We start from the raw sequence: 23,136 nt of genomic DNA, 5'->3' as shown, positions 1-23,136 counted from the left end.
CGCAGAGATCCGGATCAGGCCGCAATCGCAGCAGGTCGCATCGGCGCTTGCTGTTTCTCTGGAAGCGCCCCGAACAGCGCCTTGTGCACCGCCTGCTGCGCCTGGAATGCCAGTGCCGCGCGTTCCTGGCCGTGGCAGGCAATCGGTTCCAGCAGATGGATTTCCACCTCACCCCTATCGTTGGCAAACAAACGCATCAAGTGCGACAGCAGATCATCATCGCCAATGAACGGCGCCAGCGAATCCGGTTCACCGTTGCGCAGGTAACGAATCGCCACCGGCTGCAACGCCACATCGGCGTCAATGGCGGCGGACAGCAAGCGCCCGTGGAACGTGCGCAAGGAGCGGCCATCGGTGGTGGTGCCTTCCGGGAACATCAACAGCGGATGGGCCTGTTCCAGATGGCGGCTCATTTGCTTGCGGATCAACTGGCTGTCACCCGAACCGCGTCGGATAAACAGGCTGCCGGCCTTGGCTGCCAGCCATCCGGCCACCGGCCAGGTGCGCACTTCGGCCTTGGACAGGAACGACAGCGGCGTGAGCATGCCCAGCAACGGAATGTCGGTCCAGGACACGTGGTTGCTGACCCACAGCATCGGCTGTTGCGGCAGTTGACCGTGGACGGTGACTGAAAAGGGCAGGGCGCGGCTCAGCCGTGCCATGAAGAACCGCGACCAGCGCTGGCGACGGACCATCGAGTTGGCGATTCCTGCACGTTCGAACAGGCCGAACACGCTGGCCATGCTCAGGCCCAGCGCCACCACCAGCAATACTCGCGCGATTCGCGCGTACACCCGCAGCCGGCTCATCAGACCGCTGCCTTGAAGTGGCGAGCGTAGCGCGGGCAGAGCTCGTCGCGCTTGAGCAGGATGAACACGTCGGCCACCTGGAAGTCCTCGTCCCAGCACGGCTCGCCGCAAATCTTCGCGCCCAGGCGCATGTAGGCCTTGAGCAGTGGCGGCATCTCGGCGATGACGTTGGAGGGCACGTCCAGGGTCGGCAGCGGTTTTTTCGGCACGGCTTGCAGGTGTTCGGTGCACAGATAGCGTTCGCGCAGGCGCTGCATGATCGCCTGGGCCTGGATACCGCCGTCCTGCATCGGAATGCTCGCGCAGCCCATCAGGTAGCTGTAGCCGCCTTCGTTCAGGACTTCGGCCAGTTCGCCCCAGAGCACCGCGATGGTGCCACCGTTGCGGTAGGCCGGGTCGACGCAGGTACGGCCGATTTCCAGGATCGGGCCCTTGAGATGGACCAGGCCGTGAAGGCTGAATTCTTCTTCGCTGTAGAACCGGCCCAGGCTGCTGGCGGCCTGGTGGTCGAGCAGGCGCGTGGTGGCCACGAGGCGGCCGGTGTTCAGGTCGCGTACGCCGATGTGGGCGCAGTGAACATCATAGTCATCCATGTCCAGACCCATTTCCGCGCCCTTGAGCTTGGCGTTGAATTCGCCGCTGAAGACGTTGAAACGCAGGGCCTGTGCTTCTTGCAAGGCTTGGGCGCCGATCAGGCGTTCGGCTTGCAGGCGGCGTTCATTGCCGGTGTCGCTGATGCGGGCGATCTGGGTCATAGCGAATCTCCGTGCGGGCTGTTCAGTTGCAGCCAATCGACTTTCTTTATGCAGCCATGTTGTGCAAAGTCAGGCTATGTAGCCCCGGTGTCATCGCCATGAAGCTTTGGTGATGCTTATATGACAGCCCTCGAGGAGCCTCTTATGCCCTGGCAAACCCTGATCGAACGTGGCGAGCGCCTGCCGGCCCATCCGGACCTCGCCGAAGGTTATTCAGCGTTGTTGCAACGCCTGGGACCGGTGACGCCGTTCGAGCTGGCCGTAACCGGGGCGCGGTTGATGGCGACACCGGGGCTGGCGTTCCTGGTGGGGTATCAGGCGGCGCTGCGGGTGCTTTGGCCCAGTGCGCCCCAGAGCCTCGGCGCCTTGTGTGCCACCGAACAGCGCAGCCTGCGCCCGGCGGACATGCACACCCGTCTCGACGACTTGCGCCTGAGTGGACGCAAGGATTTCGTCACCGCCGGCGACGCCGCCGAGTGGCTGTTGATTGCCGCTCGCTGCGAAGCGCCCGGTGAAACGCCACGGCTGAATCTGGCCGTGGCCTATGCGGGCGAGCCCGGCGTAACCCTGGAAAAGCTGCCCGCCATTGCCCTGATGCCGGACATCAGCCATGGCCGCGTGCTGCTCGACGGCGCGCTGTGCGAATTGCTGGCCGGTGATGGCTGGGACGCCTACGTCAAACCGTTCCGTACCCTGGAAGACCTTTATGTGCTCAGTGCGATGACCGCCTGGTTGTATGGCGTCGGGCAGGAATGTGCCTGGCCCCAGGCGTTGCAATTGCGCCTGCTGGCGTTGCTCGCCGGCTGCGCGGAGGTGAGTCGGCATAACCCTTCCAGTGTGGCCGGGCATGTGCTGCTGGGCGGGTTGTTCGCTCAGTTCCAAGGGCTCGATGGCGAACTCGACGCTGCCCTGGCCGCCGGGCCTGCGACGTGGCGCGAGATGTGGACGCGGGATAAAGGCGTGATGGAGATTGCGGCAGGGGCGCGGGCCAAGCGGTTGGCCAAGGCGTTGGGCTAGCCCTCCAAACGACCACCCGCCCGGTGGGAGCACCCAAACTCAAATTGTCATCAAGTCTGCATAGGCTCTGAAGGTTCAACCCTGCGAGCCCAAAGCATGTCCAAAGGCTGGTTCCTGATCCCGCTGCTGCTCACCCTGAGCGCCCACGCCGAAGACTGGCCCGGTGAGCAGTGGTCAACCGGCCCGACCCTCAGCGGCCCGACCATTGAAGCCCTGGAACAATACGCCTTCCCACCCCGGGACGATGCCAGCCGCGAAGGCATCCGCACCGACGCGCTGCTGGTGATCCAGGACGGTCGGCTGGTCTACGAACGCTACGCCGGACCGACCACTGCCAAGACTGCGCACCTGACCTGGTCCATCAGCAAGAGCCTGATGGCGACGGTGTTTGGCGTGGCCTACAGGGAAAAGCGCTTTGCCCTGGATGATCCGGCAGCCAAGTACTACCCGCCACTGAGCCGGCACCCGGGCGTGACCCTGGCCGATCTTTTCCACTGGGCCTCGGGCCTGGATTGGCAGGAAGACTATGAATACGCGCCGCTCAACTCCTCGGTGGTGGCCATGCTGTATACCCGGGGGCGTCGTGACATGGCGGCGTTCACTGCGCAGCATGAAAGCGCCAGCCCGCCGGGGCGGGCGTTCCGTTATTCCAGCGGTGACAGCAACGTGCTGGCGGCGGCCTTGAAAACCATCGTCGGCCCGGCGCGCTACCCCGACTATCCCTGGACGGCCTTGTTCGAGCCCCTGGGCATCCGCCACGCCACCTGGGAAACCGACGCCAGCGGCACGTTCGTCGGTTCGTCCTATGCCTACCTCACGGCGCGGGACCTGGCGCGCGTCGGGTTGCTGATGCAACGGGACGGTCGCTGGGGCGAACGGCAACTGGTCCCCACAGAGTGGGTCGCCTTCAATCGCGAACCTTTCGCCCACTTCCAGGCCGGCCAGGACGAAGCCGTACCCGGCGGGCATTGGTGGCTCAACCGCGCCACCGATCCGGCCATCCATCCTTGGCCCGATGCGCCGCCGGATACCTTTGCCGCGCTGGGTCATTGGGGCCAGGCGCTGTACGTCATCCCCAGCGCCAAACTGGTGATCGTGCGCTACGGCGACGACCGCGACGGCAGCTATCGCCATAACGAACTGCTCAAGCGCGCCATGGCGGCGTTTGTCGGGAGAGGGCAGCCATGAAGCGCAAGATCCTGCTTACCTTGCTGTCGGTGCTACTCATTGTCCTGCTCGGTTGGGTCTGGCTGGAGCGGGTGGCATTGCGGGCCTTCCCCGACATCATCAGTGCCTACACCGCCAAGGAATACTGCTCGTGCCGCTATGTGATGGAGCAACCGGCGGACTACTGCCGTGGCTATGTGAAGCAGTCGGTGCCCATCAGCGACTTTCTCGAAACCGCTGAAGCGAAACGCATTACCGTCAGCGGGTTGGGACGTAGCCACAGTGCGCGGTGGGTGGGCGCGCGGATGGGGTGTCGGTTGGAGTAACTCGAGAACGGCGCGAACCTGTGGCGAGGGGATTTATCCCCGTTGGGTTGCGCAGCAACCCCAAACAGGCGATGCGGTCCGTCTGATAGGCCTCATCGTCAGCTATAGGGCCGCTGCGCGGCCCAACGGGGATAAATCCCCTCGCCACAGGAACTTGTGTGTTTCTGGAAGTTGTTGAAACAGACAGTTTGCAAGCGCCCTCGGCGCGGTTAAGGTTCGCCACAGGTTTATGTGCCCTGCGAGTGTGTATGTTCAAGCGGTTTTTCCCTCACGCTGCCGTCAGCTTGCTGCTGGCCGGCGCCGCGTTGCCAGCCCAGGCCGACTGGTACCTGGACGGCGAGTCGTCGCGGCTGTCGTTTATCAGCAGTAAAAATGGCAACGTCTCCGAGGTCCAGCGGTTCCTGGTGCTGCACGGTCAGGTCCAGCCCGAGGGCTTGGCACGCCTGGAAGTGGAGCTGGAATCCATCAACAGCGGCATTCCCCTGCGCGATGAGCGCATGCGGGCCGAGCTGTTCGAGATCAAGCAATTTGCCGACGCCACTGTCACCGCCAAGATCGACCTGGCGCCGATCCAGGACCTGGCCAACGGTGCGCAGTTGGAATTGCGCCTGCCGCTGACGGTGAACCTGCACGGTAAGCAGCACGAATACAACGTCGAACTGCTGGCGACGCGCCTGGATGAGCGCCGCTTCCAAGTGGTGACCCTGGAACCGGTGGTGCTCAACGCGGCGGATTTCGATCTGGCGCCGGGGCTGGAAAAGCTGCGAAACCTGGCCGGGTTGTCGGCCATCAGCCTCTCGGTGCCGGTGAATGCGGTGCTGATTTTCACGGCGCGCTGACATGAGCGGCGCGGTTTTTCCCTGGCGTGAAGGCAATCGCTTCGAGCTGTTGATCGATGGCCCGCAGTTCTTCCCGCGCATGCTGGTGGAAATCGCTCGAGCCCAGGACCAGGTCGAGCTGGAGCTCTATCTGGTGGAAGCGGGCGCTTGCGCCGAGGCGATGGTTCAGGCGCTGGTGCAGGCCGCCGAGCGTGGCGTTCGCGTGCGGTGCCTGTTCGATGACTATGGCAGCCTGGCGTTTACCCTGGCCTTGCGCAAGCGTCTGACCGAGGCTGGGGTGGAGTTGCGTTTCTACAATCGCCTGAGCTGGCGCCGCTGGGTGCGCAACCTTTACCGGGATCACCGCAAGCTGCTGTTGGTGGATCAACGCCTGGCCGTGGTCGGTGGCACCGGGGTGACCGATGAATTCTGGAACCCCCTCGACGACCGCAGTGAGTGGCACGAAGTGATGGTGGAAATCGTCGGCCCGCTGGTGCTCGACTGGCAGTTGCTGTTCGACCGCCAGTGGCTCGCCAACCGCCATCGGCGGGCGTGGAAACCGGCGTCCAACTTCGGCTTGCCGCGCCTGCCGCGCGTACCGCCGGTGGGCGAGGGAATGGGGCGGGTGGCGTATGCCGACGCCCGCCAGCATCGCGACATCCTGCAATCGCTGTCGCGGGCATTGAACAGCGGCCAGAAGCGCATCTGGATGGCGACGCCGTATTTCCTGCCGACCTGGAACGTGCGCCGCTCCTTGCGCAAGGCCGCCGCCCGCGGCATTGACGTGCGCCTGCTGCTGACCGGCCCGCGCACCGATCACCCGTCCGTGCGCTACGCCGGGCACCGTTACTACCCGCGATTGCTCAAGGCCGGCGTGCAGATTTTTGAATACCAGCCGTGTTTCCTGCACCTGAAGATGGTGCTGGTGGACGACTGGGTCAGCATCGGCTCCTGCAACTTCGATCACTGGAACCTGCGCTTCAACCTGGAAGCCAACCTCGAAGCCTTGGACTCCAGGCTCAGCAGTGCAGTGGCCGCCAGTTTCGAGCGGGACTTCGCCCAGAGCCTGCAAGTCAGCCTCGACGCCTGGCAGCGTCGGCCGCTGTGGAAGCGCTTCAAGCAGCGGGTGTGGGGCTTGGTGGATCGGGTGGTGGTGAACCTTTTGGATCGACGCGGCTAGCCCGAACCCCCAGATACAACTGTGGGAGCGAGCTTGCTCGCGATAGCGGAGTGTCAGCCAATGTCGATGCGGCTGATCTGACGCCATCACGAGCAAGCTCGCTCCTGTTCTGAAGGTCAGAGCAACTCAAAACTCTGCTGCTTCACGTCCTGGGAATCCAGGCCGATCTGTACGTTGAACTTGCCCGGTTCAGCCGCGTACTTGAGTTGGGCGTTGAAGAATTTCAGGTCGTCCTCGGTGATGGTGAAGTGGATGACTTTCTTCTCGCCGGCCTTGAGCATCACCTTGCGGAAGTTCTTCAGTTCCTTCACCGGGCGAATGATCGAGCCGGTCACGTCCTGGATGTACAGCTGCACCACCGTTTCGCCGTCACGCTTGCCGGTGTTTTCCAATGTCACGCTGGCATCGAGCTTGCCGGTCTTGTTCAGCGTGGTCGACGACAGGGCCATGTCCGACAGGCTGAACTCGGTGTAGCTCAAGCCGTAGCCGAACGGATAGAGCGGGCCGGTGGTGTCATCGAAATACTGCGAGGTGTAGTTGCCCGGCTTTCCCGGCGTGAATGGCCGACCGATGCTCAAGTGGTTGTAGTAGGTCGGAATCTGCCCCACCGAGCGTGGGAAGGTGATGGGCAGTTTGCCCGATGGGTTGTAGTCACCGAACAGCACGTCCGCGATGGCGTTACCGCCTTCGGTGCCGCTGAACCAGGTTTCCAGGATCGCATCGGCCTGCTGCTTTTCTTCCAGCAACGACAGCGGACGGCCATTCATCAGCACCAGCACCAGCGGCTTGCCGGTGGCCTTCAGGGCCTTGATCAGCTCGCGTTGGCTGGCAGGAATGTTCAGCTCGGTACGGCTCGACGATTCATGGGACATGCCACGGGACTCGCCTACGGCGGCCACCACCACATCGGCATCCTTGGCGGCTTTTACCGCTTCGTCGATCAGCACCTGGGCCGGACGCGGGTCGTCTACCACTTCCGGGGCATCGAAGTTGAGGAAGTTCAGGTAGTCGAGCACCTTCTTGTCGCCGGTGATGTTGGCGCCACGGGCATAGATCAGCTTCGAGTCAGCGCCCAGGGCGCGGGTCATGCCATCGAACAGGGTGACCGATTGCGCAGGACGCCCGGCGGCGGCCCAACTGCCCATCATATCGATCGGTGCCTTGGCCAGCGGACCGACCAGGGCGATCTTCGCGGTCTTCTTCAGGGGCAGGGTCTGGTTGCGGTTTTCCAGCAGGACCAGGCTGCGGCGCGCCACGTCACGGGCGTCGGCGCGGTGCATGCGGCTTTCGGCGTAGGTGTCGGCCGGGTCGTCCTCGGCCTTGCCGATGCGCAGGTACGGGTCCTTGAACAGGCCCATGTCGTATTTGGCCGCGAGCACTTCCCGTACGGCGTTGTCGATGTCGCTCTGCTCGATTTCACCGGCCTTGAGCAACCCTGGCAGTTCCTTGCCATAGAGCGAATCGTTCATGCTCATGTCGATGCCGGCCTTGATCGCCAGTTTTGCCGCTTCGCGACCGTCCTTGGCGACGCCGTGCTTGATCAGTTCGAAAATGGCGCCGTGGTCACTGACCGCCAGGCCCTTGAAACCCCACTCCTTGCGCAGCAGGTCGTTCATCAGCCAGGTGTTGGCGGTCGCCGGCACGCCGTTGATGGAGTTCAGCGCGACCATCACCCCACCGGCACCCGCGTCGATGGCGGCGCGGTAGGGTGGCAGGTAGTCCTGGTACATTTTCAGCGGGCTCATGTCCACGGTGTTGTAGTCCCGGCCGCCTTCCACCGCGCCGTACAGGGCGAAGTGCTTGACGCTGGCCATGATGCTGTCGGCTGCGTTGGCGCCGTTGCCCTGGAAAGCCTTGACCATCACCCCGGCGATGCGCGACACCAGGTAGGTGTCCTCGCCGAAACCTTCGGAGGTGCGGCCCCAGCGCGGGTCACGGGAAATATCGACCATCGGCGCGAAGGTGATGTCCAGGCTGTCGGCCGCGGCTTCCTGGGCGGCGATGCGGCCGGAGTGGTAGATCGCGTCCATGTCCCAGCTCGAGGCCAGGGCCAGGGGGATCGGGAAAATCGTGCGGTGGCCGTGGATCACGTCATAGGCGAAGAACATCGGGATCTTCAACCGGCTGCGCATGGCCGCGTCCTGCATCGGACGGTTTTCATCGCGCGTAATGGAGTTGAACGTACCGCCGATGTTGCCGGCGGCGATTTCCTTGCGAATCATCTCCCGGGGCATTTCCGGGCCGATGCTGATCAGGCGCAATTGGCCGATCTTCTCTTCGAGGGTCATCTGCTTCATCAGGTTGCTGATGAACGCATCCTTGTTCTCTATGGGGGCTGGCAGGTTGTCGGCTAATACGGATTGACTGGCCAGACTGACAAACAGGCCCAGCAAACACAGCTTCTTCATGAATAATTTTCTCGCAAGCCTAAAAGGGCGGTGATCAGGCCACGCCGGTCGGCCAAAATATAAGGAGCGGCTATTGTTGTTCAGTTAAATGCAGCACACTTTCGAACCCATTGGGCTGAACTTAGTTTCGCACTGCGCATCTTTTAGCCCATCGACCCGTTTCAATCCAGTGCGGCGGCAGATTATGCCCCAGGTGCCGGTGAGATAGGTGGCCGTGTTTTTCCAATGTCATGCAAGGGAGAGCTCCACCCGATGAATCCACGACTGAACCACCTTCGCAGCTTGCCGATGCTGGCCCTGATGCTGCTCACCACGTTACTGGCCGGTTGCGGCATCAATAACATCCCGACCCTGGACGAACAGGCCAAGGCCGCTTGGGGCCAGGTGCAGAACCAGTACCAGCGCCGCGCCGACCTGATTCCCAACCTGGTGGAAACCGTCAAGGGCTACGCCCAGCACGAGCAGGAAACCCTGACTGCGGTGATTGAAGCGCGGGCCAAGGCCACGTCGATCCAGGTCGACGCCAGCACCCTGGACAACCCGGAAAAACTCAAGCAGTTCCAGCAGGCCCAGGACCAGTTGACCGGCGCGTTGAGCCGGCTGATGGTGGTGTCCGAGCGTTACCCGGACCTCAAGGCCAACCAGAATTTCCTGGCGTTGCAATCGCAGCTCGAAGGCACCGAGAACCGCATCGCCGTGGCCCGCCGCGACTTCATCCTGGCCGTGCAGAAGTACAACACCGAAATCCGCACATTCCCGGGGCGCCTGTGGCACAGCGTGATGTACAGCGACCTGCCGATCCGCGAAACCTTCGAGGCCACCAGCCCCAATGCCGAGAAAGCGCCGGAAGTGAAGTTTTGATGGAGCAGCTACAGGCTCCAAGCTACAAGCCGCAAGCACAGGTCCTGCGCACTGCTTTTGCTTACGGCATGAAGCTAGCCGCTCGCAGCTGCGCCTTTGTGCTGTTGCTCTGGGTGTTTGCCATCACGGCCCAGGCCGAGCTGAAGTTTCCGGCATTGACCGGGCGGGTGGTGGACGCCGCCCAGATGCTCGAACCGTCGGTGAGCGCGCAACTGGAAGCGCAGCTCAAGGCCCATGAACAGGCCACCGGCGAACAGGTGGTGGTGGTCACGCTGGCGGACTTGCAAGGCAGCAGCATCGAAGACTTCGGTTATCAACTGGGGCGCCACTGGGGCATCGGGCAGAAGGATAAAAACAACGGCGCACTGCTGATCGTCGCCCGGGATGACCGTAAACTGCGCATCGAGGTGGGCTACGGCCTGGAGGATCGCCTGACCGACGCGCAGAGTTCGGTGATCATCAACCAGGTGATCACCCCGGCTTTCAAGACCGGCAACTTCAACAAAGGCATCAGCGACGGCGTCGCGGCGATGCTGGTGGTGCTGGGCGGCAGCCCGCTGGACGAGCCGGCGCCGGCGTACAGTGCGGACGGGCAGCAGGAGCAGGGCGATTTTGTCGAGCGCCATCCCGGGCTGTTCATCTTCCTGGTGATACTGTTTATTTTGACGATATTGGTCTGCCAGATGCTCGGTATCCTGCCGACCGGGAGTGGTGGCTCCAGCCGTTCGGGCGGATCCGGTGGAGGCTTCGGCGGCGGGGGCGGCGGGGGCTTCAGTGGTGGCGGTGGCAGTTTCGGGGGCGGCGGTTCGTCGGGCGGCTGGTGACAATAATAATGAGCAGGCATTTCTAACCATGGCATTACTGACTGAACACGAACAACGCAAGGTCGCCGAGGCCATCGCCCGGGTCGAGCGGCATACCGACGCTGAACTGGTCACGGTGCTGGCCGCCCGCGCCGACGACTACGCCTATATCCCGCTGTTATGGGCCAGCCTGCTGGCCCTGGTGGTGCCCGGCGTGGTCCATTACCTTTCCGGCTGGCTGACGATGCACAGCCTGTTGCTGGTGCAGTGGGTCAGTTTCATTGTGTTGTGCCTGGTGTTTCGCATCCCCAGGATCACCACGCATCTGATCCCCCGTTCCGTGCGTCACTGGCGGGCCTCCAACCTGGCGCGCCGGCAATTCCTCGAGCAGAACCTGCACCACACCGTGGGCAGCACAGGGATGCTGATCTTTGTCTGCGAGGCTGAGCGGTACGTGGAAATCCTGGTGGACGAAGGCATTTCCAAGCGCCTGGACAACACATGCTGGGATGCCATCGTCGCAGCGTTCACCCAGCAGGTTCGCCAGGGGCAGACGTTGCAGGGTTTCGTGACCTGCATCGAAGCTTGCGGCGAATTGCTCAAGGAGCACGTGCCGGTGACCCAGGAGCGCAATGAACTGCCGAATAGGTTGGTGGTGCTGGGCTAAAACTTCGGTCATGGCAAGAGCGCTTGTGTGGCGAGGGAGCTTGCTCCCGTTGGACCGCGAAGCGGTCCCCATCGGTTCTCTGTCGGACATCAACTTTTCCAGGCGACTGCTTCGCAGCCGAGCGGGAGCAAGCTCCCTCGCCACATGAACCCCGCTGCTTGCAACAACGTTGGTCATCGCGGAGGGGGCATTAGCCGAATTCGCACCGTCCGGGAAATTCTCCGTGCCCTCGCACCCCATCCCCCCTAAAATACCCGCCATTCTCCGATTCGCCCGCCCGAGGCCGTTTGTTCATGTCCGCCACCGCAACCCCCGCCCATCACGCGCCGGATCACCACGCCCAGTTCATCGAGTTGCTGAAAACCAGTCTCGAACAGAATGCGTTCATCAAACTGGTGCTGGCCAAGTACGTGGGTGACGAAGCGGACCTCCAGCGGCTGATCATCAAGCAACTGACGGTCAAGGACCAGCCGTGCCTGTCCTTCGTCTACCGCTACAAGACCCGCGACATCACCAAGAATTTCCCTGTAGCCGAAGGGGTGGAAACCATTGCCGGGCTGTTGCCGGCATCGTTCAAGAACGCACATTTGCTGGCGGTCACCGACGAGGCGCAGCTGGAGTACAGCAAGAAGGGCAAGAGCTCGTTGTTCAAGAGCAAGCCCCAGCAACTGCGGGAAGTGCCATCTGCCGAGCACAACCGTGAGAAAAATCGCTTCCTCGACCTGAACCGACCATTTTTGGCCGACCTGGGCGTGACCAACCACAAGCACGAGCTGATTCCGGCGATGTCGCGCAAGTGGAAGCAGATCAACAAGTTCATCGAGGTCTTCAGCCATGCACTGACGTCTTCGCCGCTGGCCCTGGACAAACCGGTGCGGGTCTCGGATTTCGGCTCGGGCAAAGGCTACCTGACGTTCGCCATCCACGATTACCTGCGCAACACCTTGCAGGCCGAAGGCGTGGTGACCGGTGTCGAGCTGCGCGAAGACATGGTCAAGCTGTGCAACGAAGCCGCCGCGCGCCTGGAACACCCGGGCCTGAGCTTCCAGCACGGCGACGTGCGCAGCGTGGCGCCGAGCGCGGTGGACGTGATGATCGCCTTGCATGCCTGCGACATCGCCACCGACTACGCGATCCACATGGGCATTCGCTCGGGCGCCTCGATCATCATGTGCTCGCCGTGCTGCCACAAGCAGATCCGCCTGCAGATCCAGAGCCCGGCCTTGCTCAAGCCAATGCTGCAATATGGCCTGCACCTTGGCCAGCAGGCGGAAATGGTCACCGACAGCTTGCGGGCGCTGTTCCTGGAAGCGTGCGGCTACGAGACCAAGGTCTTCGAGTTCATCTCCCTTGAGCACACCAACAAGAACAAGATGATCCTCGCGGTCAAACGCGCCGAACCGGCGGACCCCACCGAGCTGCTGGCGAAGATCCAGGAGCTCAAGGCTTTCTACCACGTTACCGAGCATTGCCTCGAAACGCTGCTGCGAGCGGATGGATACCTCGCCTGACATCACTGACATCCTGTGGGAGCGAGGTGCATCCCGTCAGGTAATCGGCGCTTATCCCTCATCTATTGACGTAGCGGGCTACCTTTAATGCGTTAACCACCCACGCAGCCCCCCAAAGGAGCCCTTCCCATGGCCGCCAAGAAAATCCTCATGCTGGTCGGCGATTACGTCGAAGATTATGAAGTCATGGTGCCGTTCCAGGCCCTGCAGATGATTGGCCACACCGTGCACGCCGTGTGCCCGGACAAAACCGCCGGGCAGACGGTGCGCACGGCGATCCACGATTTCGAAGGCGACCAGACCTACAGTGAAAAACCGGGGCACTTGTTTGCCCTCAACCATGACTTCGCCAACGTCCAGGCCGCCGACTACGACGCGCTGTTGGTGCCGGGGGGACGAGCGCCGGAGTACCTGCGCCTGAATGAAACCGTCCTGCAACTGGTGCGCGATTTCGATCTGGCGGGCAAGCCGATTGCCGCGGTGTGCCACGGTGCGCAATTGCTGGCGGCGGCGGGCATTCTCGAAGGGCGTGAATGCAGCGCCTATCCGGCGTGTGCTCCGGAAGTCCGACTGGCGGGCGGGACCTATATCGACATTCCCGTGACCCAAGGCCATGTCCAGGGCAACCTCGCCACTGCACCGGCCTGGCCTGCGCACCCGAGCTGGCTGGCGGGTTTCCTGACGCTGCTGGGCACGGCCATCACATTGTAATAACGCTGCACAGCGGACTGGCAGGGCAAGCGCGGCGGGTCTTTACTCTCGGGGCATGTCTTCATTGCCAGGAGAAAAATCATGTCCGGATGGTACGAAATCAGCAAAAGCAGCAGCGGCCAGTTTCGGTTTGTACTCAAAGCGGCCAACGCCGAAACGATTCTGACCAGTGAGCTGTACACCACCCGCAGCGGTGTCGATGGTGGCATTGCTTCGGTGCAGAAAAACAGTCCGTTGGCCGAGCGCTATGAACTCAAGAACACCAAGGACGGCCATCCGTACTTCAACCTCAAAGCGGCCAACCATGAAGTGATTGGCAGCAGTGAAGCTTATTCATCGGATGCGGCCCGGGACAAAGGCATTGCCAGCGTCAAGTCCAACGGACCGACGACGGTGATCAAGGACAAGACCGTGGCGGCGCTTTGAATTCATCCCTGTGGCAGCGAGCGTCCTGTGGCGAGGGAGCTTGCTCCCGCTCGGCTGCGAAGCAGCCGTCATTTGCACGATGGGACTGCTTCGCAGTCCAGCGGGAGCAAGCTCCCTCGCCACCATTCACTGACGTCGGGTTTCCAGGTCATGCCAGCTCTGGTTAAACCTCCACCGGCACCGACAGCTTCGGATCGCCCAGCGGGTGGCTCTTTGCATCGAAGAAGCGCAATTGCACCTCCAGCCCCTGGAACACCTTGGCGTAATGCCGCTTCTGATGCTGGATGAACGCCTGGCTACGGGGATAGATCGAAATCGCCACGGTCTTCGGTGCGGCCAGGCGCAGGGCTTGCACGATGTGCTTGTCCTGCTCGCCCAGGGCATGGCCGAACAGGCACAGGTTGTCGCCGTGCTGCAGCAACTGGTCGTAGCAGAACGACAGGTAATCGCTGCTGCGGATGGTCTTGAGCTTGTCCTGGCTTGGGCCTTCGTTGACGAACAACGGCACGTCGTCGAGGGTCTTGATCGTGTTGTTGATGGCGAAACTGCCCAGCAAGGTGCCTTCGGTGGAGGTGAGCTTGCGCGCCGTGCCGTCCTGGTTGCGCACCAGGTGCAGGCCGCCGTGCAGGTACAACAGGCGTGGTTTGTCGGTGGTCGCCTGGCTCAGGTCGAAATTGTGATCATCGCCGAAGAACAGGTCGCTGATGCTCTCGGGCGCCTGCTGGATCGCCCAATGGTTGAGCAGGTCGTAGTTGGTGGTGAACACCGTGCGGTAGCGGCTCAGCTCCTGGTTGAGCGTCGCCAGGGTCGAAGGTTGCACCAGGCGCCATGGGATGTGCACCGCATGCACAGTGTTGATCAGTGCTTCCTTGATCGCGTAATAGCGATTGCGCGGCGCGGCGGAGCTGACGGCCAGGGCCTTGTTGACCCGACTGGTGGTTTTAAGCGCAGCGAGTACCTGCTCGAAACTGCGCGTCTGCATCGCATCGAACACGCTCAGCTCCGACGGGCTCAGGGGTTTCTCCTCGACGGTGCGGGCATTTTCGAACAGCGAGTCATAGCCGAAATCATCCCACACTGCGCGGCTGGCCCCATTGCCCACCAACAGGCCGCTGAAGGCGGTGTCGGCGCGCAAGGCCTCCCAGTCTTCGAGCCGGGTGTCGTATTCCTGGAAATCGGTCATCGCAAGGATCATCTCAAAACGTGGCAAAGGCAGGGCGCGACTTTATCACGACCCAGTCTTGAGCCAGATCAAGATGCGTCATGACTAGTCGGTCATTCTGTAAGCCCTGCCGATCCGGCCTCAACCAGGAGCGTGACCCCATGAGCAGCACTTTTTTCATTCCCGCCGTGAACATCATGGGGCTGGGCTGCCTCGATGAAGCGATGACCGCTATCCGCAACTACGGCTTTCGCAAAGCCCTGATCGTCACCGACGTGGGGCTGGCCAAGGCCGGCGTCGCCACCAAGGTGGCCGAATTGTTGGCGATACAGGACGTCGACTCGGTCATTTTCGACGGCGCCAAGCCCAACCCAAGCATCGCCAACGTCGAGCTCGGGCTGGGGCTGCTGAAGGAGAGCCAGTGTGATTTCGTCGTGTCGCTGGGTGGCGGTTCGCCCCACGACTGCGCCAAGGGCATTGCCCTGTGTGCGACCAATGGCGGGCAGATTCGTGACTATGAAGGCGTCGACCGTTCGAGCAAGCCGCAGCTGCCGCTGATCGCCATCAACACCACGGCGGGCACCGCTAGCGAAATGACCCGTTTTTGCATCATCACCGACGAGACACGCCACGTGAAAATGGCGATTGTCGATCGCAATGTCACCCCATTGATGTCGGTGAACGACCCGGCGCTGATGGTGGCGATGCCCAAGGGCCTGACGGCCGCCACCGGCATGGATGCACTGACCCACGCGATCGAGGCTTATGTCTCCACCGCCGCTACCCCCATCACCGATGCCTGCGCCCTGAAGGCCATCACCCTGATCAGCAACAACCTGCGCCTGGCCGTGCGTGACGGCAATGACCTGACCGCGCGGGAGAACATGGCCTACGCGCAGTTTCTCGCGGGGATGGCGTTCAACAATGCATCGCTGGGTTTCGTGCACGCGATGGCGCACCAGTTGGGTGGCTTCTACGACCTGCCTCATGGTGTGTGCAACGCGGTGCTGTTGCCTCATGTGCAGAGCTTCAATGCTTCGGTATGCGCCGTTCGGCTGACCGACGTGGCTCATGCCATGGGCGCCGATACACGCGGTTTCAGCCCGGAAGAGGGAGCCCGGGACGCCATTGCGGCGATCCGCAAACTGGCCCTTGACGTGGACATTCCGGCCGGTTTACGTGACCTGGGCGTACGCCTCAACGACGTACCGGTGCTGGCCGCCAACGCCTTGAAAGACGCCTGCGGCCTGACCAACCCACGGGCGGCGGACCAGCGGCAGATCGAAGAGATTTTCCGCAGCGCGTTCTAGGCTTTGTATGAAAAGTCGCCGAGCGGCGATCAGGCAAGGCGAAAACAGGCGAGGAAGCGGAGTTGACTGGTTGTCAATGAGCATTCCGAGCCTGTTTTCAACGCAGCATGATCGTCGCGCAGGCACTTTTCGTACAAAGCCTAAGCGACCCGGGGTGGCACGAACTTCACACAGAGCATCGCCGCCGCCCCCAACAGTGCGCATAACGCCGCCAGCGGCCAGGCCTGTTGGCTCAACAACAGGCTGGCCATGGCACCGATCACCGAGGCCATCAGTTGGTGCAGGAACCCACTCAACGCCATGGCATAAGCGCCGGCCACCGGCGAGCCTTCGTTGGCCAGGGACAGGCTGATGGGGTAGATCAACGACTGGCCAAACACCGCGAAGCAATACGGCAGCCAGAAGAGCAGCGCTATACTGCTCAAGGTGAGGCTGCCTGCCAGCATGCTCATGCTCCCGCCCAGCACCAGGGCAATGCCCCAGCCCATCATTCGCCGTTGACCGGTACGCAATACAAAAGCATTCACCACCAGCGCCCCAAGCAAGTACGCCGCACTGACCGGCCAGCCCAGCAGGCCGTATTCAATGGGTGACCAGTGGAAGCTCTCCTGCAGGATCAGTGGCGCGGCGGTGTTGAAGGCGACGATCACGCCGTAACCCAGCCCACCGGCCAAGGCCGGCAGCATGAACGCGGGTTGTCGCAGGATGTGCCCGTAGATGCCCCACGCCGATTGCCCGTTGCCGGTTTGCACCAGCACCGGGAACCTGGCCCGGGACACCGCCGCTGCCATGGCCAGGCTGACGGCGCCCAAGCCTTGGAAAATCGCTTCCCAGCCGAAAACGGCCTGGATCAGTGAGCCCAGGTACTGGCCGATACCGAGGGCAATCACAAAGGCGATCGATATCCATGACAGTGCCTTGGCCAACAGGTCGCCGCTGAAACTGTCCCGAATCAGTACCCGCGCCATCACCGAGATACCGCTGGCACCGATGCCCTGGATCAACCTGAGCGTCAGGAACGCCTCCACGGTTGTGCCCAGCGGCAGGGCCAGGTTGCCCAAGCCGTACAACCCCAAGGCCGCCAGCAAGACCGGCTTGCGCCCCAGCCGTTGGCTCAGGCTGCCCCACAGCAACATGGGCAGCGCCATGCCGATCAGGTACACCGACAAGCCCCAGGAAACCCGGGACGCATCGGCGCCCAGGTCCCGGGCGATATCGGGCAGGGCCGGCAAGTAGATGCTCATGCCCAGTTGGGCCAGGAAAACGGTAGTGCAAGTGACGATCAGGGTTGTACGGTTCTTCATCGAGCGTCCTGTCTCAAGGGCGGATGTCACGCCCGTGGGTCAGCAGCAGTTCGGTGATCTTTTCGCAAAACGAGCGAATCACGTTCGGCTCCATGTCGGCGCGCAGGGTGATGCGAATGGCGGCTTTGCCTTGCGGCACCACGGGAAAAAAGACCGCTGAAGTGAAATACCCCAGTTCGGCCAGTTCGACGGCCAGGCTGTTGGCCAGGGCTGCTTCACCGCAGGGCACCATGCGGATTGCCATGGGATTGCCACGCTGTTCAGTGCGCACGAGGCTGTCGAAGAAGCGGATATTAGCTTGCAAACGTTCCTGCAGGGCGCTGAATTCTCGACTGCGGTGCAGGCGTATCGACGCCATACCGGCGCCGATGGCCGCTGCGTTCAGGCTCTGGGACCAATTGCTCGGCCCACCGTAACGCTGCACCAGCGCTTTGTGCCGCTCGCTACCAAACATGACCATCCCGCCACTGGCCCCGAATGACTTGGCCAAGGACGCAACGATCAGGGTGCGTTCATCCACGGCCGGGACGCGCGAACGGACCAGGCCTGCGCCGGACTCCCCGACCGCAGACAGCGCGTGGGAGTCATCCAGATAAAGAAACAGGCCATAGCGTTGCTTGAGATACATCAGGCTGTCCAGGTCCGCCAATCCGCCCATGCTGTAGGCGCTGTCGGCCACGTACGCCACGCAGCGCTGGCGTTTGCACAGGTCTTCGATGAAGTCCATGTCGTTGTGCGGGCACGTGACGACCTGGGTTTCATCGGCACAGGCGGCCTTGCTGTGGTTCATCGAGTAATGGGCGTGTTTGTCAAACACCATGACCGGCGAACAATGGTTGGTGAATGCACCGCTGGCCAGCAGCGGCAGGATTCCGGCGCTTGCCGCACTGCACGACAGGGCACTGAGGCAACTGGCGCCAAACAGCTCCGACAATTGGGTTTCGTACTGGTCCAGGATCGCCAGTTTGCAGCGATTCCTTGAGTTGGCGACCCGCAGGGTCCCGGTTTCCCACAGGGCCGTCATGGCGCCGTCCAGCAATGCGGGGTGATAGTCCAGGCCCAGGTAGGACGTGGTACAGAAATGATGAAAGGTACGACCGTATTGGTCGACCAGCACATTGGGTGTCTTGACCTCGACATTCAGCCCTGAGACCTTTCCGGCCTCGGTGCCCTGCCAGTTCTGGTCTGCCAGGGAAATCACCTTGCGGTAGTGGGTGAAGTGATGGGGTGCTTGAGCGGTCTGGTTCATGGTGCGATTACATTCCTTGGTGAATGGTGCTGTCCGTGGGGTGTTTCGATAGCGGTGTGTTTCCAGACTTTACAGATTGTTGTGCAGGGCTTTGAATCGGCTGTTTCTGGCGTGTTTGAGTGTCACTGGAGAGTTCTGCGTAGGACTTTGCCTAGGGCCTTGGACGGGGAATCCGTCGGCGATGTCGGAGCTTGGAAGTACCCTGGGTTCGCCCCACGCCCACTGGGTTATCACTCTTTTCTGAAGGTGGTTTGCTGATGCTCTCAGGCTTCAATCATCTGACCCTTGCCGTCACCGACCTGGATCGCAGCGTGGGTTTTTATGGCGAGCTATTACAGTTGCGTCTCGAAGCCAAGTGGGACCGCGGGGCCTATTTGTCGCTGCCGGGTTTGTGGTTGTGCCTGGCTTTCGACCCATTGCGCCGGCCCCAGCCGGCGGCGGACTACACCCATTACGCTTTCACCATCACTGCCGAGGATTTCCCGGAACTGGTGGCGCGGCTGAACGCGGCCCAGGTGTCATCATGGCGCGACAACCGCAGCGAGGGTGATTCGTTCTACTTTCTCGACCCGGACGGGCACAAGCTTGAAGTGCATGTGGGCGACCTGGCGTCGCGGTTGAAGGCTTGTCGGCAGGCACCGTATGCCGGTATGGCGTTTTTTACGGAATGACGGGGTTGCGTTGAAGCGAGTGGCTGCACCTACCAGGCGTTGGCAATCGTCGCATATGGAACAGTCGCAGGATTTGCACACGTCCGTGGCGAACGCGATAGGGAATCAGGTATGGGCGGTCGGGGACAACCCATTCACGGGTGCCAGCCAGGCGGCCTTCACGACCGGACGCAGGGAATTGAGCAAGTTGCTCGACGCTCATGAGGATTGCCTTGACGAAGTGCGCTGCTGCTTTTGGATTGTCCAGCGCAATATAAGCGGCTTCGTCGTCCAGATTCTTGAGGGCAGTACGCAGCCACTCAACCTGCATTGTTCATCCATTTTTCGGCAATCGTGCTGACATCCTCGGGACTCGCGAAGTCACCTGCATCTGCCTCATGCAAGGCTTCTTGGATTTCCTTGATCTGCCAGGCTTCACGGGCTAGGTATTCGCGTAGCGCATCGACGGCCAGGAATGATTTGCTGCGCCCGGTAGCCTTGGCCAATACCGCCAGGGTTTCGGCGACATCATCGGGCAAGCGCAATGACATGATGGACATGATGATCTCGATGTAGTGGTTTGTAATACAACATACTACATCGTCCTTGAAGTGTGGCCAGTCCCGTTGGTCTCCATCGTTTGTGTGAATGTTCGCCCCGATATCGAGGCTCATCCTCTACAGTCTGATCCCCTGCGCTATCCTCATCGCTACAGGGGGCGAGTCGTTCTCGCTCGTTGTATCGGCGTCACGAACTGACGATCACCCGCTTCGCTCACCGCTGCATTATCCGGATGACCTCCAGCCCCATGGACACTCGAAGTTCCGCGCCGCTGGCCAGCTACATCGATCTTCTGCTGGACGCCGTGTGTGCCGTCGACGGCCAAGGGCGTTTCGTGTTCGTCAGTGCTGCCTGCGAACAGATCTTTGGCTACACGCCGCAGGAACTGATCGGCCAGCTAATGATCGACCTGGTGCATCCCGCCGACCGCCAGCGGACCCTTGAGGCGGCGCGGGAGATCATGGACGGCGAGCCCAAGCTCAATTTCGAGAACCGCTACGTGCGCAAGGACGGGCGGGTGGTGCACATCCTGTGGTCGGCGCGCTGGTCGCCGGCGGACCAGCTGCGCATTGCCGTGGCCCGAGACATCACCGAGCGCAAGCAGGCCGAGTCCCGACAGGCGGCGTTGTATGCGATTTCCGAGGCGGCCCATGCCGCGGCAGACCTGCTGGCGCTGTTCAAGCGCATCCACCTGATTATTGGCGAGTGGCTGCCGGCGCTGAATTTCTCGGTGGCGCTGTATGACGAACAATGTTCGCAGCTGAACTTCCCCTATCACGTCGACGATCGGGAAGGGCAGCCCGAGTTGCCAGGCACGGTCACCGGGCGTTTGTGCGCCGAGGTGATTCGCAGCGGCCAGCCGATCCTGCTGACGCCTGGTTGTAACGACTTGCCGCCGGGGTTCGATGACCTTGTAGCGCGGCCGGATGCGCCGTGTTGGCTGGGCGTGCCGCTGAACTCGCAGAGCGGTACGATTGGCGCGCTGATCGTCAAGAGTGCGCCGCACAACGAGCGCTACACCGAGCAGGACAAGGAACTGCTGCAATACGTCTGCGCACAGATCACCGTCGCCATCGAGCGCAAGCAGTTGCACGCCCGGTTGCAGCACATGGCTCAGTACGATCAATTGACCCAGGTGCCCAACCGCGAATTACTCCGTGAACGGTTCAAGTGTGCATTGGCGACCGCTCGTGCGGCGTCCGGGCGCATGGCCTTGCTGTACATCGACCTGGACCGTTTCAAGCAGATCAACGACACCTACGGCCACGGGGTTGGCGACATGCTGTTACAAGCGGTGGCCAATCGTCTCAAGGGCTGTATCCGCGACACCGACACCGTGGCACGTATTGGTGGGGACGAGTTCGTGGTGCTGCTGCACAGCATCCAGGCCTTGGCGGATGCCCAACGCGTGCAGGAAAAAATCCGCCATGCATTGGCCCAGCCACTGCGCCTGGACGGGCACTGCCTAAGCATCGAACCGAGCATCGGCGTGGCCTGTTTCCCCGACCATGGCACTGAAGATGTTGCCCTGTTCCGCCACGCCGACGAGGCGATGTATGCCGCCAAACGCCAGAATCACAGGGCGTTCGGCATCTGAAAGCACGCCACCGTTCGTCGTGGCACGAGCACCTTTCTCAAACCTTCAACCCGTATCCAATTCGAATATAAGAAGGGGGCTGCGCGCCCTGCATCCACGAATAGGGGGGGCCGGACCATGCCCGGTTCAAGCGGTATTTATCTGGCAAACATTGCTCATGATCGAACGAAGGTGTCCGAAGCGGGTCGCAGAAGTGGGAGAACCACCATCACGAGCGTCGATAGAAACCGTCGAAAGCCGGGTCGCACGTTTCGCTGTATTCATGGCTGGTTCTGATTCAACGGTGGATAAACCGCCAGAACTTTCATCAGAGGAGGGCGCGATCATGAGCCGTATGGCCAGTTTTTTTCGCACCACCAGTGTTGTCGTGTTGATGGGCCTGGGCGCCAACAGTGCCTGGGCCCAATCGCCTGCCGAATTCATCAACGATGCTTCCGCCAAAGGCATAGCCGACATCGAGACAAGTCGCATGGCCCATGGGAAAGCCGAATCCAGGGAGGTCAAGGACTACACCATCATGGTGATCAACGACCGCACCACGGCCAATCAACACTTGGCGAAGATCGCCAAGAAGCTCGACTTGCCTGTCGCCCCCCGGGAGGAGGTGGCGGACAAGGCCAAGGCCCTGATGCCGCAGGTCAAGGAAGGCGAGTCGTTCGAGGCTGCGTATGCCGCCACCCAGGTCAAGGCCACCGAGGAGGCCATCGCGCAGATCCAGCAGCAGGCCCAGACCACCGAAGTGCCGGAGATCAAGGCGTTTGCCGATGAAACCCTGCCTAAATTGCAGACCCATCTTGAAATGGCCAGGGCGCTGCAAGCCAGCCGTTGATCTGCCGCATCTGCTTTTGCATTCAGGACCGGGGCGTCAGCGTCCCGGCTGTTTTTGCCCGCCGAAAAGGAGAACCTCGATGTCCACACGCCGAGAGCCCAACCAATACGCGATGCAGAACCCATTGACCCAATATCCGCGCCCACCCTTTCCCGACCAGCCGCAGTCGCCACCGGGCATTGACCAGGACATGGTGCCCAAGCCCGATCATGGTGAAAACAGTTACCAGGGCTTCGGGCGTCTGGAAGGGCGCAAGGCCCTGGTCACCGGTGGTGACTCAGGCATCGGTCGTGCCGCCGCCATCGCCTATGCCCGCGAGGGCGCGGATGTCGCGATCAACTACTTGCCCAGCGAAGAGCGGGATGCGCGGCAAGTCATCGAGCTGATCGAAGCCGAAGGCCGCAAGGCGATTGCGATTCCCGGCGACCTCAAGGACGAAACCTTTTGCGTGCAATTGGTCAAGAGTGCCCACGAGCAATTGGGCGGCCTGGATATTGTGGTGAACGTTGCCGGCAAGCAGGAAGCGCAAAAAGACATTGCCGACATCACCACTGCGCAATTCGACGACACCATGAAAACCAACATCTATGCGATGTTCTGGATCTGCAAGGCAGCGGTGCCGCTGATGCCGGCGGGGGCGACCATCATCAACACCGCATCGATCCAATCCTACGACCCGTCCGCGACGCTGTTGGATTACGCCACGACCAAAGCGGCCATCGTGGCGTTCACCAAGGCGTTGGCCGGACAAGTCATCAGCAAGGGCATCCGGGTCAATGCCGTGGCACCGGGACCGATTTGGACCGTGCTGCAACCCAGTGGCGGCCAACCGCAGGAGAAGATTCCTTCCTTTGGCGCGCAGGTGCCGATGAAACGTCCAGGCCAACCGGCCGAATGCGCGCCGCTCTATGTATTGCTGGCATCCCAGGAGTCGAGCTACATCACTGGGGAAGTGTTTGGCGTGACGGGCGGTAACCCACTGCCTTGACGCTTGGCCGAACCGCGCGAGTGGGCA

General features: G+C 61.8%; 24 protein-coding genes. 16 read left to right on the top strand and 8 right to left on the bottom strand.

All coding sequences use genetic code 11. The features are described from left to right. Positions 1 to 14 precede the first annotated feature (14 nt). Entirely contained in the window at positions 15 to 809 is a 795-nt protein-coding gene (locus BLU76_RS25625; RefSeq protein WP_063322579.1) for a lysophospholipid acyltransferase family protein, read from the bottom strand. Beyond that, positions 809 to 1,564: an L-ornithine N(alpha)-acyltransferase gene (olsB, locus tag BLU76_RS25620; protein ID WP_003198679.1), complete on the bottom strand. Its 756-nt coding sequence runs from the start codon at positions 1,562 to 1,564 to the stop codon at positions 809 to 811. The genes BLU76_RS25625 and olsB overlap by 1 nt, the downstream gene beginning before the upstream one ends. A 144-nt stretch (positions 1,565 to 1,708) precedes the next feature. Between olsB and BLU76_RS25615 the strand changes: the two genes are divergently transcribed. The 5 genes from BLU76_RS25615 (at position 1,709) to BLU76_RS25595 (ending at position 6,072) form a co-directional block, all read left to right on the top strand. After that, positions 1,709 to 2,581 (top strand): acyl-CoA dehydrogenase family protein, encoded by an 873-nt coding sequence (locus BLU76_RS25615; RefSeq protein ID WP_092148725.1) that lies wholly within the window; start codon positions 1,709 to 1,711, stop codon positions 2,579 to 2,581. Positions 2,582 to 2,677: 96 nt separating this feature from the next. Beyond that, positions 2,678 to 3,769 carry a serine hydrolase domain-containing protein gene (locus BLU76_RS25610; RefSeq protein ID WP_092224932.1) on the top strand — a complete coding sequence of 364 codons (1,092 nt, stop codon included), beginning with the start codon at positions 2,678 to 2,680 and terminating at the stop codon, positions 3,767 to 3,769. Continuing rightward, positions 3,766 to 4,074 carry an amidase gene (locus tag BLU76_RS25605; protein WP_092224930.1) on the top strand — a complete coding sequence of 103 codons (309 nt, stop codon included), beginning with the start codon at positions 3,766 to 3,768 and terminating at the stop codon, positions 4,072 to 4,074. The genes BLU76_RS25610 and BLU76_RS25605 overlap by 4 nt, the downstream gene beginning before the upstream one ends. A gap of 248 nt (positions 4,075 to 4,322) precedes the next feature. Beyond that, on the top strand, positions 4,323 to 4,913 hold the full coding sequence (locus BLU76_RS25600; protein ID WP_063322575.1) for a YceI family protein: 591 nt from the start codon (positions 4,323 to 4,325) through the stop codon (positions 4,911 to 4,913). A gap of 1 nt (position 4,914) precedes the next feature. Then, positions 4,915 to 6,072, top strand: coding sequence for a phospholipase D-like domain-containing protein (locus BLU76_RS25595; RefSeq protein ID WP_092224928.1), 1,158 nt, complete (start codon positions 4,915 to 4,917; stop codon positions 6,070 to 6,072). A gap of 116 nt (positions 6,073 to 6,188) precedes the next feature. On the opposite strand, the gene bglX is transcribed toward BLU76_RS25595, so the two are convergent. After that, positions 6,189 to 8,480, bottom strand: a complete 2,292-nt coding sequence (gene bglX, locus BLU76_RS25590) for a beta-glucosidase BglX (protein ID WP_092148710.1) — start codon at positions 8,478 to 8,480, stop codon at positions 6,189 to 6,191. A 252-nt stretch (positions 8,481 to 8,732) separates the two neighbouring features. Between bglX and BLU76_RS25585 the strand changes: the two genes are divergently transcribed. The 6 genes from BLU76_RS25585 to BLU76_RS25560 all read left to right on the top strand — a co-directional run bounded on the left by BLU76_RS25585 (position 8,733) and on the right by BLU76_RS25560 (position 13,459). Beyond that, positions 8,733 to 9,341: a LemA family protein gene (locus BLU76_RS25585; RefSeq protein ID WP_003198691.1), complete on the top strand. Its 609-nt coding sequence runs from the start codon at positions 8,733 to 8,735 to the stop codon at positions 9,339 to 9,341. A 68-nt stretch (positions 9,342 to 9,409) separates the two neighbouring features. After that, complete coding sequence (locus tag BLU76_RS25580; RefSeq protein WP_092224938.1) at positions 9,410 to 10,165, top strand: TPM domain-containing protein; 756 nt, start codon at positions 9,410 to 9,412, stop codon at positions 10,163 to 10,165. A gap of 28 nt (positions 10,166 to 10,193) precedes the next feature. Next, positions 10,194 to 10,811: a TPM domain-containing protein gene (locus BLU76_RS25575; protein WP_092148707.1), complete on the top strand. Its 618-nt coding sequence runs from the start codon at positions 10,194 to 10,196 to the stop codon at positions 10,809 to 10,811. Between the two features lie 293 nt (positions 10,812 to 11,104). Beyond that, on the top strand, positions 11,105 to 12,322 hold the full coding sequence (locus tag BLU76_RS25570) for a class I SAM-dependent methyltransferase (protein WP_092224926.1): 1,218 nt from the start codon (positions 11,105 to 11,107) through the stop codon (positions 12,320 to 12,322). A gap of 129 nt (positions 12,323 to 12,451) precedes the next feature. Then, complete coding sequence (locus BLU76_RS25565) at positions 12,452 to 13,033, top strand: DJ-1/PfpI family protein (RefSeq protein ID WP_072347081.1); 582 nt, start codon at positions 12,452 to 12,454, stop codon at positions 13,031 to 13,033. An 81-nt stretch (positions 13,034 to 13,114) separates the two neighbouring features. Beyond that, entirely contained in the window at positions 13,115 to 13,459 is a 345-nt protein-coding gene (locus tag BLU76_RS25560; protein WP_092224924.1) for a YegP family protein, read from the top strand. A gap of 163 nt (positions 13,460 to 13,622) precedes the next feature. Here the strand turns inward: BLU76_RS25560 and BLU76_RS25555 are convergent, their stop codons facing one another. Then, a complete protein-coding gene (locus BLU76_RS25555; protein WP_092148701.1) occupies positions 13,623 to 14,642 on the bottom strand; it encodes a DUF4917 family protein in 1,020 nt (339 codons plus the stop codon). Between the two features lie 140 nt (positions 14,643 to 14,782). On the opposite strand from BLU76_RS25555, the gene yiaY reads away from it, so the two are divergent. Continuing rightward, positions 14,783 to 15,931, top strand: a complete 1,149-nt coding sequence (gene yiaY / locus BLU76_RS25550) for an L-threonine dehydrogenase (RefSeq protein ID WP_063322567.1) — start codon at positions 14,783 to 14,785, stop codon at positions 15,929 to 15,931. A 140-nt stretch (positions 15,932 to 16,071) separates the two neighbouring features. Here yiaY and BLU76_RS25545 read toward each other — a convergent pair whose 3' ends face one another. Together BLU76_RS25545 and BLU76_RS25540 are read right to left on the bottom strand one after the other, a co-directional pair. Further along, positions 16,072 to 17,235, bottom strand: a complete 1,164-nt coding sequence (locus BLU76_RS25545) for an MFS transporter (RefSeq protein WP_092148698.1) — start codon at positions 17,233 to 17,235, stop codon at positions 16,072 to 16,074. Positions 17,236 to 17,248: 13 nt separating this feature from the next. Beyond that, positions 17,249 to 18,484, bottom strand: coding sequence for an aminotransferase class I/II-fold pyridoxal phosphate-dependent enzyme (locus tag BLU76_RS25540; RefSeq protein WP_063322565.1), 1,236 nt, complete (start codon positions 18,482 to 18,484; stop codon positions 17,249 to 17,251). Between the two features lie 257 nt (positions 18,485 to 18,741). On the opposite strand from BLU76_RS25540, the gene fos reads away from it, so the two are divergent. Further along, a complete protein-coding gene (gene fos / locus BLU76_RS25535) occupies positions 18,742 to 19,155 on the top strand; it encodes a fosfomycin resistance glutathione transferase (protein WP_092224922.1) in 414 nt (137 codons plus the stop codon). On the opposite strand, the gene BLU76_RS25530 is transcribed toward fos, so the two are convergent. Both BLU76_RS25530 and BLU76_RS25525 read right to left on the bottom strand, forming a co-directional pair. Then, a complete protein-coding gene (locus BLU76_RS25530; protein WP_092148692.1) occupies positions 19,145 to 19,465 on the bottom strand; it encodes a type II toxin-antitoxin system RelE/ParE family toxin in 321 nt (106 codons plus the stop codon). The genes fos and BLU76_RS25530 overlap by 11 nt on opposite strands. Then, positions 19,455 to 19,694, bottom strand: a complete 240-nt coding sequence (locus BLU76_RS25525) for a CopG family ribbon-helix-helix protein (RefSeq protein ID WP_063322563.1) — start codon at positions 19,692 to 19,694, stop codon at positions 19,455 to 19,457. The genes BLU76_RS25530 and BLU76_RS25525 overlap by 11 nt, the downstream gene beginning before the upstream one ends. A 248-nt stretch (positions 19,695 to 19,942) precedes the next feature. Between BLU76_RS25525 and BLU76_RS25520 the strand changes: the two genes are divergently transcribed. From BLU76_RS25520 to BLU76_RS25510, 3 genes are all read left to right on the top strand, one after another. Further along, positions 19,943 to 21,292, top strand: coding sequence for a sensor domain-containing protein (locus BLU76_RS25520; protein ID WP_092148689.1), 1,350 nt, complete (start codon positions 19,943 to 19,945; stop codon positions 21,290 to 21,292). 325 nt (positions 21,293 to 21,617) lie between these two features. Further along, positions 21,618 to 22,121 carry a DUF4142 domain-containing protein gene (locus BLU76_RS25515; RefSeq protein ID WP_092224920.1) on the top strand — a complete coding sequence of 168 codons (504 nt, stop codon included), beginning with the start codon at positions 21,618 to 21,620 and terminating at the stop codon, positions 22,119 to 22,121. 79 nt (positions 22,122 to 22,200) lie between these two features. Beyond that, the gene (locus BLU76_RS25510; RefSeq protein WP_092224918.1) at positions 22,201 to 23,109 is read left to right on the top strand and encodes an SDR family oxidoreductase; all 909 of its coding nucleotides are present in this window, start codon (positions 22,201 to 22,203) and stop codon (positions 23,107 to 23,109) included. The last annotated feature ends 27 nt before the right edge of the window (positions 23,110 to 23,136 follow it).

It is taken from the genome of Pseudomonas sp. NFACC08-1 (assembly GCF_900106735.1).
Lineage (GTDB): Bacteria > Pseudomonadota > Gammaproteobacteria > Pseudomonadales > Pseudomonadaceae > Aquipseudomonas > Aquipseudomonas fluorescens_Q.
This window is presented reverse-complemented; position numbering and strand designations above follow the sequence as displayed.